10 protein-coding genes are annotated in these 15,373 nt (G+C 65.1%); 5 read left to right on the top strand and 5 right to left on the bottom strand.

The features are described from left to right. The first annotated feature begins 335 nt into the window (after nucleotides 1–335). Genes ASE49_RS11110 through ASE49_RS11100 form a run of 3 tightly spaced genes read left to right on the top strand, consistent with a single transcriptional unit; the run spans nucleotide 336 to nucleotide 5,058 of the window. The gene (locus ASE49_RS11110; protein ID WP_056771938.1) at nucleotides 336–2,693 is read left to right on the top strand and encodes a glycosyltransferase family 4 protein; all 2,358 of its coding nucleotides are present in this window, start codon (nucleotides 336–338) and stop codon (nucleotides 2,691–2,693) included. Then, a complete protein-coding gene (locus ASE49_RS11105; RefSeq protein WP_056771935.1) occupies nucleotides 2,665–3,975 on the top strand; it encodes a glycoside hydrolase family 130 protein in 1,311 nt (436 codons plus the stop codon). The genes ASE49_RS11110 and ASE49_RS11105 overlap by 29 nt, the downstream gene beginning before the upstream one ends. A gap of 15 nt (nucleotides 3,976–3,990) precedes the next feature. After that, nucleotides 3,991–5,058: an NAD(P)H-dependent flavin oxidoreductase gene (locus ASE49_RS11100; protein ID WP_056771933.1), complete on the top strand. Its 1,068-nt coding sequence runs from the start codon at nucleotides 3,991–3,993 to the stop codon at nucleotides 5,056–5,058. A gap of 10 nt (nucleotides 5,059–5,068) precedes the next feature. Here ASE49_RS11100 and ASE49_RS11095 read toward each other — a convergent pair whose 3' ends face one another. The 5 genes from ASE49_RS11095 to zwf form a co-directional block, all read right to left on the bottom strand. Beyond that, the gene (locus ASE49_RS11095; RefSeq protein WP_056771930.1) at nucleotides 5,069–7,885 is read right to left on the bottom strand and encodes a phosphoenolpyruvate carboxylase; all 2,817 of its coding nucleotides are present in this window, start codon (nucleotides 7,883–7,885) and stop codon (nucleotides 5,069–5,071) included. Further along, a complete protein-coding gene (eda, locus tag ASE49_RS11090; RefSeq protein ID WP_056771926.1) occupies nucleotides 7,885–8,517 on the bottom strand; it encodes a bifunctional 4-hydroxy-2-oxoglutarate aldolase/2-dehydro-3-deoxy-phosphogluconate aldolase in 633 nt (210 codons plus the stop codon). The genes ASE49_RS11095 and eda overlap by 1 nt, the downstream gene beginning before the upstream one ends. Then, nucleotides 8,514–9,497, bottom strand: a complete 984-nt coding sequence (locus ASE49_RS11085) for a glucokinase (RefSeq protein ID WP_056771924.1) — start codon at nucleotides 9,495–9,497, stop codon at nucleotides 8,514–8,516. The genes eda and ASE49_RS11085 overlap by 4 nt, the downstream gene beginning before the upstream one ends. Further along, nucleotides 9,494–11,308 carry a phosphogluconate dehydratase gene (gene edd / locus ASE49_RS11080; RefSeq protein WP_056771921.1) on the bottom strand — a complete coding sequence of 605 codons (1,815 nt, stop codon included), beginning with the start codon at nucleotides 11,306–11,308 and terminating at the stop codon, nucleotides 9,494–9,496. The genes ASE49_RS11085 and edd overlap by 4 nt, the downstream gene beginning before the upstream one ends. A 129-nt stretch (nucleotides 11,309–11,437) precedes the next feature. Next, entirely contained in the window at nucleotides 11,438–12,880 is a 1,443-nt protein-coding gene (zwf, locus tag ASE49_RS11075; RefSeq protein WP_056771916.1) for a glucose-6-phosphate dehydrogenase, read from the bottom strand. A gap of 293 nt (nucleotides 12,881–13,173) precedes the next feature. On the opposite strand from zwf, the gene ASE49_RS11070 reads away from it, so the two are divergent. Next, on the top strand, nucleotides 13,174–14,160 hold the full coding sequence (locus ASE49_RS11070) for a sensor histidine kinase (RefSeq protein WP_056771913.1): 987 nt from the start codon (nucleotides 13,174–13,176) through the stop codon (nucleotides 14,158–14,160). A 126-nt stretch (nucleotides 14,161–14,286) separates the two neighbouring features. After that, nucleotides 14,287–15,330 (top strand): substrate-binding domain-containing protein, encoded by a 1,044-nt coding sequence (locus tag ASE49_RS11065; protein ID WP_056771910.1) that lies wholly within the window; start codon nucleotides 14,287–14,289, stop codon nucleotides 15,328–15,330. Nucleotides 15,331–15,373: the final 43 nt, after the last annotated feature.

The raw sequence follows: 15,373 nt of genomic DNA, 5'->3' as shown, positions 1-15,373 counted from the left end.
GTTTATTGCGCTGACATGAAACATAGGAAACGGCGGCGGGCAACCCTCTCAATGGAAGTTCGGCTTTTAGGCGGTTTTTCCTGGTACTGAGGGCCAAAACCGCAGGTGCTTGCGAGACTTGCCGCTGTTTTTGCAGTGCAGCACAAATCGCGACTGAAAATCCGCCCGCAGCGATTGGCGAGATTACTTTAGTGCACAAGTGCACGAAAAGACATAGGAGTAAGCCATTGGAAGGCGTACTGCGTCGGTCTGTCGCTTTTTTGCGTCGCAGCGGAAACCGAATTGCGTCCTGCGGATTGAGACTGTGACATTCATTTCTCGTTCACGGGGATCGCATGGCTCACCTGCCACTTTCACAAGATTTCGAATTCGGTCGCGAGGTGGCAGAGGTGCACTCCTTTTTCGAAGCGACCAACCCCGGATTTTCACGTGCTGCGCGTGTCGCCCTGATCGGCAACTTCGGTCCCCGTAAATGCGGGATCGCCACGTTCACGACCGATGTTTTCGACAAGCTTGCGGAATATCATCCTGAAATCGCCGTAGACGTCTATGCGCTGGATGACCCGGCTCAGCCTCTTTCCTATACCAACGTCGTCGATACCATCGCCTGGAACGATATCGCGGATTACGAGCGGGCCGCCAGGAAGATCAACGATTCTGGCGTAGACGTCGTCTGGTTGCAGCACGAATACGGCATTTTCGGTGGCGATGACGGGGAGATGGTCACGCATTTCGTCAATCGGCTAGCCGCACCGCTGGTTCTTACGCTGCACACCGTGCTTACCGATCCGTCCGAGCGGCAGCGCGCGATCCTGCGACATCTGGTGACGCGTGCCTCGCGGATCATGGTCATGTCGCGCACTTCGTGCGATCTGCTCGAAAACGCCTATGGCGCGCCCGCGGACATCCTTGAAGTGATTGATCATGGTGCCCCCGATCGCCCATTCGGTCGGCAGGAGGAGTTCAAGGCACGTCTCGGGCTGTCGGGTCGCAAAGTTCTCACGACGTTTGGTCTGCTTGGTCCCGGCAAGGGGCTGGAGCACGCCATTCGAGCGCTTCCCGCGATCGTGGAGCGCCATCCCGAAACAGTCTACCGCATTGTCGGCGCCACCCATCCCAATCTGGTCGCCCAACACGGTGAAGCCTATCGCGAAGGCCTGATCGCCCTGTCCCGCGAATTGGGCGTTGCCGATCACATCATTTGGGACAACCGCTTCCTCGACACACCCGAACTGCTGGATCAGTTGGAAGCCTGCGACATCTACCTGACGCCGTATCCTGGCATGCAGCAGTCGACCTCAGGCACGCTCAGCTACGCCGTGGCGCTGGGCAAGGCGGTGGTGTCCACGCCGTATGTCCACGCGCGCGAACTGCTGGCAAATGATGTCGGCTGCCTGATCGAGGTTAATTCCAGCAGCGCGATTGCCGACGCCGTGATCGGCTTGCTGGACGTTCCCGAAGACTTGGAAGCGATGCAGCGGCGCGCTTACATGCGTGGCCGTGAAACGATCTGGCCGCGTTTCGCAGACGCTTCGGCGCGGCTGGTGACAGGCGCGGTTTCGGCGCTGGGCAGCGAGCCGCGCATCAGCAAGGCGCCGTCACTTTTGGCCGTGCTGGCGATGAGCGATGGCACCGGCATGCTCCAGCATTCGGTAGGCGTCGTTCCTAATCGCCACCACGGTTACTGCCTTGACGATAACGCCCGCGCTCTGATGCTCATGAACGTCGCAACCGGCATTTCCCCGGTGGAGCGCACTAAATGGAGCCTGGTCTACGCTGCGTTCATCCAGTTCGCCTGGAATCCTGACCTTCGCCGCTTCCGCAATTTCATGCGGTTCGACCGCACGTGGTGCGAGGATGAGGGTTCGGAAGATTCGAATGGTCGCGGTATATGGTCGCTCGGTCAGACCTTTGAGCTTTCTCAAGACGAAGGCTTGTCGCGCTGGGCGCTGCATCTTTACAACGAGGTGATTGGCTCGATCGCGCCGCTCGGATCGCCGCGCGCTATTGCCTTCTCGATGCTGGGCGCCTGTGCGGTCTTGCGGCGCAATCCGTCTCACGCGGCAGCCCGCAGTGTGGTGGAGAACGGCGGCGATTTCCTGATGCGTCTGCTGGGGCAGGGCCGCCGTCCGGACTGGGCATGGTTCGAAGCTGTGCTGGGCTATGACAATCCTCGCTTGCCGCAAGCCTTGATCGAGGCGGGCGCGGCTTTGGACCGGAAGGACTGGACCGATGCCGGGTTGGAAACGCTGCGGTGGATCTGCGCGCAGCAATTGTCCGTCAAAGGGCAGTTCCGCCCTATCGGCTCGGAGAGCTTTTACAAGGAACACAGCTACCTGCCGTTCGACCAGCAACCGCTGGAAGCACAAGCGGCAATCGAGGCTGCCCGTTCGGCATGGCTGGTAACCAAAGACGCTCATTGGTCGGACCATGCGCGTGCCGCTTGGCGGTGGTTTTTCGGGGATAACGATCGCGGCGCTATCCTTGCCGATCTCGCAACCGGCCGCTGCCTTGACGGCGTGACCCCTCGCGGCGCCAACGCAAATACCGGCGCTGAATCAATCCTGGCCTTCCAGTTGTCGCATTATGCGCTTAAGGAACTGGAAGAGCAGGAGCTGAAACTGGCCCCCCTGTCGCCGTATGTGTCCCGCGAAGGAGGACTTCTTGAACCGGCCCGAGAACGTCTGGTCTGATCCGCTGCAAATTTTCGAAACGCGCCTCCACGCCGATCCGTCACGTGTAGTCATTCGCCCGTTTCATCTGGGCTGGCAATCCAAAGGTGCACCCGGTGGGCGCGCCTTGCGTCTGGTCGAGGACGTCACCGCGCTCACCGAAGATCGTGCGGCGCTCGAATACTCGCGGGTGTTGCAGGATTTCAAGGAACGGCATTGGCAGACCGAGCTCATTTTTTCCAACCGCTTCAACGAAGTGGCGCGCAATCTTGAGCTTTCCCCGGGCGATTACAGCCTCACCAAGCAGCGCCTGATTGGCGCCTATTTCTGTCACGAATATACGTTCGCGGCAGCCGCGTTGATGAACCCATCCATCGTGCCGTCGCCTGACCAGTCGGGCCTGCAGGACGGGTGTGTGCGCTTCATCATGTCGCTGCGCGCGGTGGGCGAAGGGCACATCAGCACCATCGCGTTTCGTGAAGGGATTGCGGATTGTGACGGCGGTTTCGACCTGTGGCCGCAAGCCTCGTTCGCGACGTCGGTCGAGCTTGACCAGGAAGACCAGTTCGATTCCGACGATGTGGTCTCTGTGCACCGCAACCCGGAATCCAGCCTGTCCAACACCGTTATCTTCCCGATCACCGAGCAACAGCGCGGGGGTCTGGAAGACCTGCGGCTGGTGCAGTTCGATCATGGCGGCGGCGATTTCGAATGGATCGGCACGTACACCGCATGGTCGGGCAGCTCAATTCGTTCGGAACTGCTGCGCACCCGCGATTTCCGCAACTTCGACCTCGAACCGATCCGGGGCGAGGCCGGGCGGAACAAGGGCATGGCCCTGTTTCCCCAGAAGATCGGCGGACAGTATGCCATGGTCAGCCGGCAGGATGGCAAGAATCTGTTCCTGCTGCGCTCCGATCAGGTTAACGTGTGGGACGATGAAGGCGTGCTGCTGATGGAGCCCAAGTATCCTTGGGAATTCATCCAGATCGGTAACTGCGGCAGCCCGATCCTGACCGACGAGGGCTGGCTGTTGTTCACCCATGGCGTGGGCGCGATGCGCAAGTATGCGCTGGGCTGCGCGCTGCTGGACCGCGACGATCCCAGCAAGGTCATCGCCCGTTCGACCGAGCCGGTGCTCACCGCCGAGAACGCGGACCGGTCGGGCTATGTGCCCAACGTGATTTACACCTGCGGTGCACTAAAGGTGCGGGACCGTTTGCTGATCCCCTACGGCATCTCCGATAGCACCGTGGGCTTTGCTACGTGCGACATCGCGGCGCTGATCGATTCGATGGAATAACGCGGACGCAGCGTGATGGAACTGGTTGCCCGCCTTGGGCTGGATGTGCCGATCATCCAGGCACCGATGGCGGGGACCAGTACGCCTGATCTTGCTATAGCGGTATGCAACGCGGGCGGTCTTGGCTCGGTCGCGGTAGGGGGTGCCGGCGCTGCCGATGTTCGCGCCATGATCGCGGCGGTTCGCGCAGGGACGTCCCGCCCTTTCAACGTCAACCTGTTCGTGCACCGCACGCCGGTGGCCGCTGCCTCGCGGGAATCAGCGTGGATCGAAACGCTGCGCCCGGTTTTCGCGCAGTTCGGAGCAGCGCCTCCGCCCGCATTGCAAGCGCCCTACCGCAGCCTTGCAGACAATCCTGAAATGCTGGCGATGCTGGTGGAGCGAGCCCCGCCTGTGGTGAGCTTTCACTTCGGCCTGCCGTCCGCCGATGCGATTGCGGCGTTGCGCGGATGCGGATCGCTACTGCTGGCCACCGCCACCAACGTAGAGGAGGCGCGCGCTATCGCTGCGGCGGGGCTGGACGCCATCGTGGCGCAGGGGATCGAGGCCGGCGGCCATCGCGGGATGTTCGACCCCGCCGCGTCGGACCCGCAGCTTGGCGTGATGCCGCTGGTACGGTTGCTGGTGCGCGAAGGCGGCTTGCCGGTGATCGCGGCGGGCGGGATCATGGATGGGGCCGGGGTCGCCGCCGCCCTCGATCTTGGCGCGGCGGCGGCGCAAATGGGAACCGCGTTCATCGCGTGCCCCGAGTCAGCGGCCGACGCCGCGTATCGTGCGGCCCTGACGGGGCCTAGCGCGCATCGCACGACGATGACATCGATCATCTCCGGCCGTCCGGCGCGCGCGTTGGCGAACCGATTCACCGCTTTGTCAGCGCAGTTGGATGAGCGGCAGGTGCCCGATTATCCGATCGCCTATCACGCCGGCAAAGCCCTGAACGCCGCCGCCAGTGCACGGGGCGAACATGGCTTTGGCGCGCAGTGGGCGGGGCAGGGCGCACCGCTGGCCCGCGCGATGCCGGCCGCCGAACTGATCGCCACCCTCAAAGCCGAACTGGCCGCCGCGCGCCCGCCCGCAGCCTGACCGATACGCGCTACCCGTGCGCGCCGAATTCGTTCGCCAGCGCTGTGGTGATGCGCAGCGATAGCGCATACGACCGCGCGATCGGATCGATGTACTCCTTGTGGATTTGCGCATAGCCGGTGGCGCTGGAATCCGGATAATCGCTGGGCGCGTCCACCGCGAAGTCGCTGATCGAGGGGAAATGGATCGGGAATGCGCGACGCAGCTGGGCCAGCCCATCTTCCACGCGCAGGGTGAAGAACATCTCCAACACGTCGTCCCGGCTGATGTCGTTGGCGCGGCTGAACTGCGGCACCATGACCGAGCGCAGGAACATGTGCTGGAACAGTGCGATGCGCAGTGCATGCAGCACGCCCAGCGAGCGGCGGGTCTGCTCCCGGTCGGCCAGCGGGGTTTCGTCGGGAATGAGGTCCAGCAGGCGATACAGCTTGAGCGCATCCACCCGCAGGCGCGAAGCGAGCCGGCGGTAGACGCCGGCGCGGTCATCACGGGTCAGGTATTCGGCCAGCTTGAGGCAGGCGTCCGCGATGCCTTCCTCACCGCCGCGATACGGGCGGCTGGCCCAGTAGGCGGAGTTGAACAGCTCGCCATAGGCCGACACCGTCTTGATCGAGGCCAGCGCATTGGCGGCACGAGCCAACCGGACGATCTGGCGCCCGCGCGCGCTTTCGCGCAGCAGCGCCGCCACTTCCTCGCGGTTGCCGTCCGCCGCCGTGCCGATGCCGGCGATCACGTTCACCGGATAGCCCAGTTGCTGCAGGATCGCGTTGTGGGGGATGGCGCGGATCTGGCGCAGGTTCATCGTGCGGTCGGAGGCCAGGTCCGACTGGCGGCGGGCCTTGCGGCTGCCTGTGTCGTTCAGCAGGCCCAGCCCGAAGGCGGTGATCGCGCGGCTGTATGTGGATGAGGCCAGGTGATCGTGCTGCACGCCGCGGATCGCACGATAGAAATCCAGCGACAGATCGGTGCGGCGATAGAACGGGTCGGTCGGCGCGCTGACGTCCGCGTTCCACAGCGGGCGTTCGACCATGCGGGTGAGCGTGGCCAGCGCCAGTTCGTCCGAGCCGAACCACAGATAGCCGTCACCGCCCTGGAAGCTGACTTCGGGTTCCAGGCGGATGCCGGCGCGCAGGAAGCGGCGGCGCGCCCACGGCGACATCTGCCAGTCGAACCGGTCATCGATGCTGGAAGGGTGGCAGCCGCGGCCCATAGATTCGCCGCCGGTGTTGAACACCAGCGCGGCCACATCGGACAAGCCGTTGGCGGCCATCGCCTCCGACAAGCGGCCCTGCAATCGCTCGATCCCCAGCGCGGCGGGCACCTGGCCCACGAAGCGCCCGGCATCGGAAAAGCCGGTCTGGATCGAAACGCGCCCGCGCCGGCGGGAGTATTCGCGATAGGCCGGTTCCGCCAGCACGGCGTCGAGCAGGCGGCCGCCATGCTCCAGCGCGTTCTCGGTCTCGAACAGGGGTGAGACATCGACCTTGTCGTCGATCCCGAACATGCGCGCGAAATACAGCGCGGCGAGCACCGTCGTAGGCTCCTCGCACTCGGCCACGAGCATGCGGATCGGCGCATCGGCGTCGATGTGCTCAAGGATCTGCGCCATGGCCAGGAACTGGCGCACGGCGGTGGAATTTTCGATGGCGAGCGCGGCGAAGTTGGAGCGCAGCGGCTTCACTTCGCCCAGCAGTTCGCGCATGCGCACCAGCGCGGCCTGGCTGGCCAGGCTGAGCTTGCCGTCCGGGTCGATACGGCGGCGGATCGCGTTTTGCAGCTGCGATGCGTTCACCCGGAAGTGAATCCAGCCCATGCCAAGGCCATCGGCGCGCATGGCCGCCGCGCTGACCAGGAGGGCGCGTGCCTGCTCGATGTCCGCATCGCGCGCTTCGTCCTCAAGCCGCGCGATGATGCCGGCTAGGCTCACCAGCTTGTCGGGATGCGCGGCGGCAAGGCCGTTGGCGGCGGCGGACAGGGCTTCGGGGTCGGACAGATCCTGACGGAAGGCGCTGGCGGCTTCGGCGGTATGGGCGTGCGCCCGCTCCAGCAGAGTGGCGATTTCAGGCGCGGCCTGTTTGAGCGCGGCGGCATAGCCGGCCAGGCGCTGCGCCTTTTCCTCAAGCCGGTAGCGGATCGAGGTTGACCAGGAAATGTCGGTGCGCCCGTCCATGTCGTAGCCGACCCAGTGGGCAAAGCGTACCGGCATCGGGGTAAGCGCTTTCCAGCGCTTGGGCCAGCGCGCGGCGGCCATATCAAACAGGCGTGCATTGATGCGGTCGCGCGCCGCCTGGCCCCGCGCCATCGCTGCCATCGCGGCATCGTGTTCGTAGTCCAGCGTGATCGTGTCACGCTTCGGCGAGGCGACGCACACCGATGCTTCGCTGAAATCGCCGCTGGAGGCGGACGCGGCAACCGCTTCGGCCTGAGCGGCGGTCAACAGGAAAGTGGGATGCGCGGTGAAGACCACGTGCGCAGCGGGGCGCTGCCAGCGTACGGCAAACGCGGCGAAATCCCCGTCGCTGGCGCTGTCATGAGCCAGCGCATCGATTGCGGCGTCGTTGGCCGCTGCCGCGACGGTGCCCAGCATTCGGTCGAGCCGGGCGGCGCGCGCGCGCAAGCCTTCGCAGTCCATCTCGGCGACGAGCGCCTCGATATCGTCGAGCGACATCGCGCCGTCCTCCAGCGCCCGCGACAGTTCCAGGCCAAGCTGGAACACGGGGTTGAACAACGGCGACACGGCGGTCAGCTTGTGCAGGTCCTGCAGCCGCGCGTCGAGTTGTTCGACCGTGCGCAGGGTTGCGTCCGCTGCGCCCACCCCCGCCGGCATCAGCGGTCGAGCCCTGCGGCGATGCGGGCTTCCGCCTCGATCTTGGCCACATCCGGCTTGCCCTTGGGCACCATCCAGCTGCCACCCACGCACAGCACCGCGTCAAGCGCCAGCCATTCGGCGGCGTTCTGCGGAGTGACGCCGCCGGTGGGGCAGAACCGGGCGTTGAACAGCGGCGCGGAGATCGCCTTCAGGGCCGGGGGGCCGCCTGCCGCCATCGCCGGGAAGAACTTCAGCCGGTCGAAGCCCATTTCCAGCGCCAGCATCACGTCGCTGGCGTTGGCGGTGCCGGGCAGGAATGGAATGCCGCTTTTGAGGGCGGCTTCACCCAGGGTGGGGGTGAGGCCGGGCGAGACGATGAACTCCGCGCCCGCATCGATGGCGCGGGCCAGATCGTCAGGCGTGAGCACCGTACCCGCGCCCACGACGGCGCCGGGCACCTGCTTCATCACCTTGATCGCATCGATCGCGCACGGGGTGCGCAAGGTCACTTCCAGCGCGGGCAGGCCGCCGGCCACCAGCGCTTCGGCGATGGGCAGCGCGTGGTCGATATCCTCGATTACCAGCACTGGGATCACGGGCGCCAGGCGCATCACCTTTTCGACGGCGGCGGAGAGGGAGGTATCGGTCATTGGTGCAGGTGCTCCCTTGCAAAAGCGGCGGCAGCGCCGAACAGGCCGGGCTGCGGATGCGTGATGAGCTTGACCGGCAGCCCGGCCATCAGCGCCGAGAAGCGGCCCTTGGCGCGGAATCTTTCGGCAAACCCGGACGACAGGATCGTTCCGCGAATACGATAGCCAAGCCCGCCGGCGATGACGACCCCGCCCGCGCCGTGCGCCAGCGCGTAATCACCAGCCGCCGCGCCCAGCGCGAGACAGAACCGGTCCACGGCGGCAGCGGCAAGACTGTCCTGTCCGCTGATGCCGGCGTTCCAGATGTCCACGTCGGTCATCTCGTGGATCGCCTCATGCTGCATCGCGGCCAGCGTGGCGTGGATGTCGACAATGGCGGGGCCGGAGACTACCCGCTCTACCGAGACGCGGTTGTGGCGCTTGCGCAGACGTACAAGGATCGCATCCTCAATAAGATCGAGCGGGGCGTAGTCTATATGGCCGCCCTCGGTCGCCTGCACGTGGTAGCTGCCCTTGCCGTCGCGATACAGGTGCGCCACGCCAAGCCCGGTGCCGGGGCCCAGTACGCTGAGCGTGCCAGTTTCGGGCAGCGGGATTTCGGGGCCGGTGAGATGCAGGAACTCGGTTTCATCGGCGCGGGCAACGGCATAGGCGACCGCCGCGAAATCATTGACGATGGTCTGGCGCGTGGGGCCCAGCATTTCCTGGATGCGGGCAGGCCGGATGATCCACGGGTTGTTGGTGAACTTGATCACCTCCCCGCCCACCGGGCCGGCGACGGACATCGCCACGGCGTCGGGCAAGGTGCCCCCGTTCATGTCGCGAAAGGCCTGCCAGGCCAACTGGAAACTGCCGTGGTCCTTGGTGTGCAAGGTGGCCGGCTCGCCCAGCGTGATAGTGCCGTCCGGCGCGATGGTGGCCAGCGCGAAGCGGGCATGTGTGCCGCCGATATCGACGGTTACGATCCGGGTGTCGCTCATAGCCCGGCCACCTCCAGCACCGCCGATCCGCCGGTCTCCGCGCTCGACGCACTATTGCGGAACATCGCGAACAATTCACGCCCCATGCCGAACGCTGGCGGCGGGGGCGGTGCCGGATCGCGGCCGGCAAGATCAGCGGTGGTCGACAAGCTGCCGTCCACGGCGGACAGGCGCACCACGTCTCCGTCGCGCAGATAAGCCAGCGGACCGCCTGCCAGCGCCTCGGGCGTCACGTGGATCGCCGCGGGCACTTTGCCCGATGCGCCCGACATGCGCCCGTCGGTGACGAGCGCCACCTTGTGGCCGCGATCCTGGAGCACGCCCAGCGGCGGGGTCAGCTTGTGCAGTTCGGGCATGCCGTTGGCGCGTGGGCCCTGAAACCGCACGACGACGACCACATCGCCGTCCAGTTCGCCCGCCGCGAAGGCCTGGATCACGCCTTCCTGCGTATCGAACACGCGGCATGGGGCCTCGATCGTCCAGCGCTGTTCGTCCACCGCGCTGGTCTTGAAGGTGCCGCGCCCCACGTTCCCTTGCACCAGCCGCATGCCGCCATCGGGCAGGAACGGGTTGGTCACGGGCCGCAGCATCGCATCGTCGCCGCTGTGCGCCGGTGCGGGTTTCCAGGTGAGGGTATCATTCTCCAGCACCGGCTCTTGCGCATAAGCGGCCATGCCGCCCTCGGCGATCGTCAGCACGTCGCCGTGCGCCAGCCCGGCGTCCAGCAGTTCGCGCACCACCCAGGCCATGCCGCCGGCGGCATGGAAGTGGTTCACGTCGCCCGCGCCATTGGGATAGACGCGGGTGATCAGCGGCACCACGGCAGACAGTGCGTCGAAATCCTCCCAGTCGACGATGATCCCCGCAGCGCGCGCCATGGCGGGTAGGTGGATCGCGTGGTTGGTGGACCCGCCGGTTGCCAGCAGCCCGGCGATGGCGTTGACGATCGCCTTTTCATCCACGACCTTGCCCATCGGGCGGTGATCGCTGCCCTTGCGGGTGATCTGTGCCAGACGGTGCGTTGCCGCGCGGGTCAGCGCCTGACGCAGCGGCGTATTGGGCGGGATGAACGAGGCGCCCGGCACGTGCAGGCCCATCATCTCCATCATCATCTGGTTGGAATTGGCGGTGCCATAGAACGTGCAGGTGCCTGCCGAATGGTAGCTGGCGCTTTCGCTGGCGAGCAGCTCCTCACGCCCCACCTTGCCTTCGGCATAGAGCTGGCGGACCTTCTGCTTCTCCTTGTTGGAGATGCCGCTGGGCATCGGCCCGGCGGGTACGAACACCGCGGGCAGGTGGCCGAATCGCAGCGCGCCGATGACGAGGCCCGGCACGATCTTGTCGCAGATGCCCAGCAGCGCCATGCCATCGAACATCGCGTGGCTAAGCGCGACGCCGGTGGAGAGAGCGATCACGTCGCGGCTGAACAGCGACAGTTCCATGCCGTCGAACCCTTGGGTCACCCCGTCGCACATGGCTGGCACGCCGCCGGCGACTTGCGCGGTGGCGCCGATTTCGCGGGCGAACAGCTTCATCTGCTCGGGGTAGCGGCCATACGGCTGATGGGCGCTGAGCATGTCGTTATACGCGGTGACGATGCCCAGGTTGATCGCCCGGCCCGATGCGATGGCGGGCTTGTCCTCGCCCGATGCCGCAAAGCCATGCGCCAGGTTGGAGCAGGACAGGAAGCTGCGATCGGAATGGCGGTCGGTTTCGCGATCGAGCATGTCGAGATAGCGCGCGCGGCTGTCTTTCGAGCGGCGGGCGATACGTTCGGTCACGCGTGCGACCACCGGGTGGAGGTTGGTCATGGGTCTGCTCCTGATCTTTTACGACATCCGGCATGCCTGTTGTCGAGGCGATGCTATCGGGCGTCAATCGCTACAGCGCGCCCTGCATGGAGACTCTTTCCGCGCAGGGCGTGCAGGCGGCACGAGGGGTCACTCGTGCCAGGTCACGCCGTTCCGTTCGGCAAGGGCGATCGCGGCGGATGGCCCCCAGCTTCCGGCGGTGTAGGGCTTGGGCTCAAGCTCGTGCTCCTCCCAGCCGGCGCGCACCGCATCGATCCATTCCCACTGCGCTTCCACCTCGTCGCGGCGGACGAACAGGGTCTGGTCGCCTTCGATGAGGTCGAGCAGCAGACGTTCGTAGGCGATGCGGCGCTGCGGCCCGGCGAACGCATCGGGCATGGTGATGGCCAGCGGCACCGAGCGCAGGCCAAAGCCATTGCGATCGAGCCCCGGCACTTTGGCCATGAGCGAGAGGGTGATGTTCTCTTCGGGCTGGATGCCGATGACGAGGCGGTTGGGCACCGTCTTGGCCCCGCGCCCGTGGAAGATCGAGTGGGGTACGTCACGAAACTGCACCACGATCTCGGTAGTGCGGCGGGGCAGGCGCTTGCCGGTGCGCAAGTAGAACGGCACGCCTTGCCAGCGCCAGTTGTCGATATAAGCCTTGATCGCAACGAAGGTTTCCGTGCCCGAATCCTTGCCCAGTTCGTCGTCGTAGCCCGGCACCGCCTGCCCGCCAATCGCGCCGGCGCGGTACTGGCCGGTCACGGTGTCGGACGCGACGGCCTTGCGCAGCGAATGGAGCACCTTGACCTTTTCGTTGCGCACGCTGGTGGCGTCGTAAGACACCGGCGGTTCCATCGCCACCAGCGCCAGCAACTGCAGTATATGGTTCTGCACCATGTCGCGCAGCGCGCCGCTATCGTCGTAATAGGCGACGCGCGATTCCAGGCCTACGGTTTCGGCCACGGTAATCTGCACGTGATCGATGTGGGCCGCGTTCCACAGCGGTTCGAACATCAGGTTGGCAAAGCGCAGCGCCAGCAGGTTCTGAACCGTTTCCTTACCCAGATAGTGGTCGATCCGGTAGATCCGGTCTTCCGGGAAGGCATGGGCCACGGCGTCGTTGATGACCTTGCTGGAAGTGAGATCGACGCCCAGCGGCTTTTCCAGTCCGATGCGGACATTTTTGCCCGCCAGCCCGCTTTTTTCAAGACCGTGAATGGTCGGCTCGAACAGGCTGGGCGCGGTGGACAGGAAGATCGACAGGCCTTCCTTGGGGGTGCCGACCTTCTGTGCCAGCGCCTGAAAGCTGTCGATGTCGTTGGCGTCCAGCGGTTGATAGCTTAGCCGGTTGAGGAACTGCGCCATGCCGCCGCGCCGGTTGGCAGGGAGGAACTGCTCCAGCGATTCCCGCGCGAAGTTGCGGAAGCCGAAGTCGTCAAGATCCGACCGGGCGGTGCCGACGATCTCGATGCGCGGGTCCAGCAGGCCTTCCGCGTCAAGCGCGCAAAGCGAGGGTAGCAGCATTCTGCGGGAGAGATCGCCCGTGGCACCGAAGAGGAGCAGGCGATCAGAAGTGAATTTGGTCACGGGTACCTTTCCACCGGACAACCGCGCTCCTCCACGCGGCCGTGATGTGCATTTCTGGCTGCACGCGGGCTGCATCCGCCAGGCGGCGCATCGTTGTGCGGGTGCGGCATACCAAAAGCATCCCGCACGCGCTAGGCCGCAACCGGGCCCAATGTGTGTTTTACGGCAGAAGCGAAGGCCGCAGTGGTGGCGATAATGCCATTTCGGCGGTTTTGAATGCGAATGTTGCAACAATAGTGTCGCACAGCCATGTCAACCGCCATGGTAAGGCCCGATGCAGGAGAGAACGGCGCATGACGATCGAGGGCGTTCACCTCCTTGAGCATCTGCAGACCCCGGCGATGATGGTATCGCGCGGACAGGTGCGCTTTGCCAACAGTGCCGCCAAGGCGCTGCTGGGCGCGCATATCGTGGGGCAGGACGTGCGCATCGCCATTCGCGATCCGCGCGCGGTCGCCTCGATCCTCAGCGCCGAAGGCGGCTCCGCGCAAGTCAAGGGGCTGTCCACCGGCGGCTCGATGTGGGAGGTGGACTGCAAGGTAGTGGGCCCCACAGAACGGCTGGTCAGCCTGTACGATCTGTCCGAACGGATCAGCGTCGCGAAGTCGCATGCGGACTTCGTGGCCAACGCCAGCCATGAATTGCGCACCCCGCTTGCCAACGTCATCGGCTATTGCGAGACGCTGACCAACCCCAAGGCCGGCGGCGACGAGGCGGTGCGCAACCGTTTTCTGGGCACCATCCGCCACGAGGCGCAGCGCATGCAGGCGCTGATCTCGGACCTTATGTCGCTGTCGCGCATCGAGGCGGTGAAGCACGAAGCCCCGCATGACAGCATCGATGTGGTGGCGCTGGCACACGAAGTGGCGGGCGAATTTCGCGGCGGCCCGCAAGTCACGGTGCGCGCCAACCGTGACGACGCCGTGATCGCGGGCGATCGCGGGCAGCTGTCGCAAGTGCTGCGCAATCTGATCGACAACGCACTGAAATACGCCAAGCCGCAAGGACCGGTCGAAGTCTCGGTCGAGGCGGCAAGCACCGGCTGGGTGCTGGTATCCGTGCGCGACGAAGGGGACGGCATTCCGCCCGAACACTTGCCGCGCGTGACCGAGCGGTTCTACCGCGCTGACACCAGCCGCAGCCGCGCGGTGGGCGGCACGGGCCTGGGGCTCTCGATCGTCAAGCACATTGTCGAGCGGCATCGCGGGCGTTTCGACATCGAAAGCCGCCAGGGCGTTGGCACCACCGCCCAGCTGATGCTGCCGTTGCGGGGCGAATGAGCGCGGCAGGGGCGGGGCGAGCCGTTGCCGTCGCGCTTGAAAACGGCAACGATGTCACGCCATTGTCATAGAAGTGTCATCGCAGGCCAATAGGGGCAGCGCTAGACAGAGCCCAAGGGGTATTCAATGCGCACGACCAAGACGTTCATCTGTGTTGCCGTATCCGCGATGGCGCTCAGCGCCTGCGGGGGTAGCGGTTCCTCCGGCGCATCGCGCGATTTCGTGCGCGGCGTGGGCTCATCCACAGTCTATCCGTTCGCCACCACAGTGGCCGAAGCATACGCCAAGGCCAGCGGCGCGAAGTCTCCCGTGATCGAATCGACGGGCACGGGCGCGGGCATGAAGCTGTTCTGCGCCGGTGTCGGCGCGCAGCACCCGGACATCGAGGACGCCTCGCGCCGGATCAAGAAGGCCGAGTATGATGAGTGCCAGAAGAACGGCGTCAAGGAGATCGTCGAGATCCAGGTCGGTATCGACGGGATCGCCTTCGCCGAATCCAAGAACGGCCCCGGTTTTCAGCTGACCCCCACCGATATCTACAAGGCGCTGGCCGCTACCCCGTTCGGCAAGCCCAATACCGCGAAGACCTGGAAGGACGTCAACCCGTCGCTCCCCAACGAGCCGATCCTGGTCTACGGCCCGCCCTCCACTTCGGGCACGCGCGATGCGCTGAAGGAGCTGATCCTGGAGGCCGGTTGCAAGACCGATGCGGCGACCAAGGCGCTCAAGGACACCGACAAGAGCAAGTACGAATCGACCTGCCACGACATCCGCGAGGATGGGCCGTATGTGGATGCGGGCGAGAACGACAACCTGATCGTCCAGAAGATTTCGCAGAACCCCAAGGCCATCGGCATCTTCGGCTATTCCTTCCTGGAGGAAAACCCCGAGAGTCTGAAGGGTATCCCGATGTCGGGCGTGACGCCTACGTACGCCACGATTTCGGACTACTCCTATCCCGGCGCGCGGCCGCTGTTCATCTATGTGAAGAAGCAGCACCTGGGCCCGATCAAGAGCCTGCAGGGCTATGTGGCGCAATGGGTGAAATCGTGGGGCCCCGATGGCCTGGCGCAGAAGAAGGGCATGGTCATCTCGCCCGAGGCCGTGCGCACCAAGAATGCGGAAATCGCCGCGAAGATGACCCCGCTCGATCCCTCCGAGCTGAAGTAAGGGGGGCGATCTGCCGCCGCTTGCCGAATTGCGCCGACGTTAG

Source organism: Novosphingobium sp. Leaf2, from assembly GCF_001421325.1.
Lineage (GTDB): Bacteria > Pseudomonadota > Alphaproteobacteria > Sphingomonadales > Sphingomonadaceae > Novosphingobium.
Note: the sequence above shows the minus strand (reverse complement) of the source record. Positions and strands in the feature narration are given on the sequence as shown.

What these genes read in the sequence shown, in the direction of transcription:
- edd (WP_056771921.1), bottom strand. Translation starts at nt 11,308, where the DNA reads ATGACCAACCTCCACCCGGTGGTCGCACGCGTGACCGAACGTATCGCC.
- ASE49_RS11070 (WP_056771913.1), top strand. Translation starts at nt 13,174, where the DNA reads ATGACGATCGAGGGCGTTCACCTCCTTGAGCATCTGCAGACCCCGGCG.
- ASE49_RS11085 (WP_056771924.1), bottom strand. Translation starts at nt 9,497, where the DNA reads ATGAGCGACACCCGGATCGTAACCGTCGATATCGGCGGCACACATGCC.
- ASE49_RS11100 (WP_056771933.1), top strand. Translation starts at nt 3,991, where the DNA reads ATGGAACTGGTTGCCCGCCTTGGGCTGGATGTGCCGATCATCCAGGCA.
- ASE49_RS11095 (WP_056771930.1), bottom strand. Translation starts at nt 7,885, where the DNA reads ATGCCGGCGGGGGTGGGCGCAGCGGACGCAACCCTGCGCACGGTCGAA.
- eda (WP_056771926.1), bottom strand. Translation starts at nt 8,517, where the DNA reads ATGACCGATACCTCCCTCTCCGCCGCCGTCGAAAAGGTGATGCGCCTG.
- ASE49_RS11110 (WP_056771938.1), top strand. Translation starts at nt 336, where the DNA reads ATGGCTCACCTGCCACTTTCACAAGATTTCGAATTCGGTCGCGAGGTG.
- ASE49_RS11065 (WP_056771910.1), top strand. Translation starts at nt 14,287, where the DNA reads ATGCGCACGACCAAGACGTTCATCTGTGTTGCCGTATCCGCGATGGCG.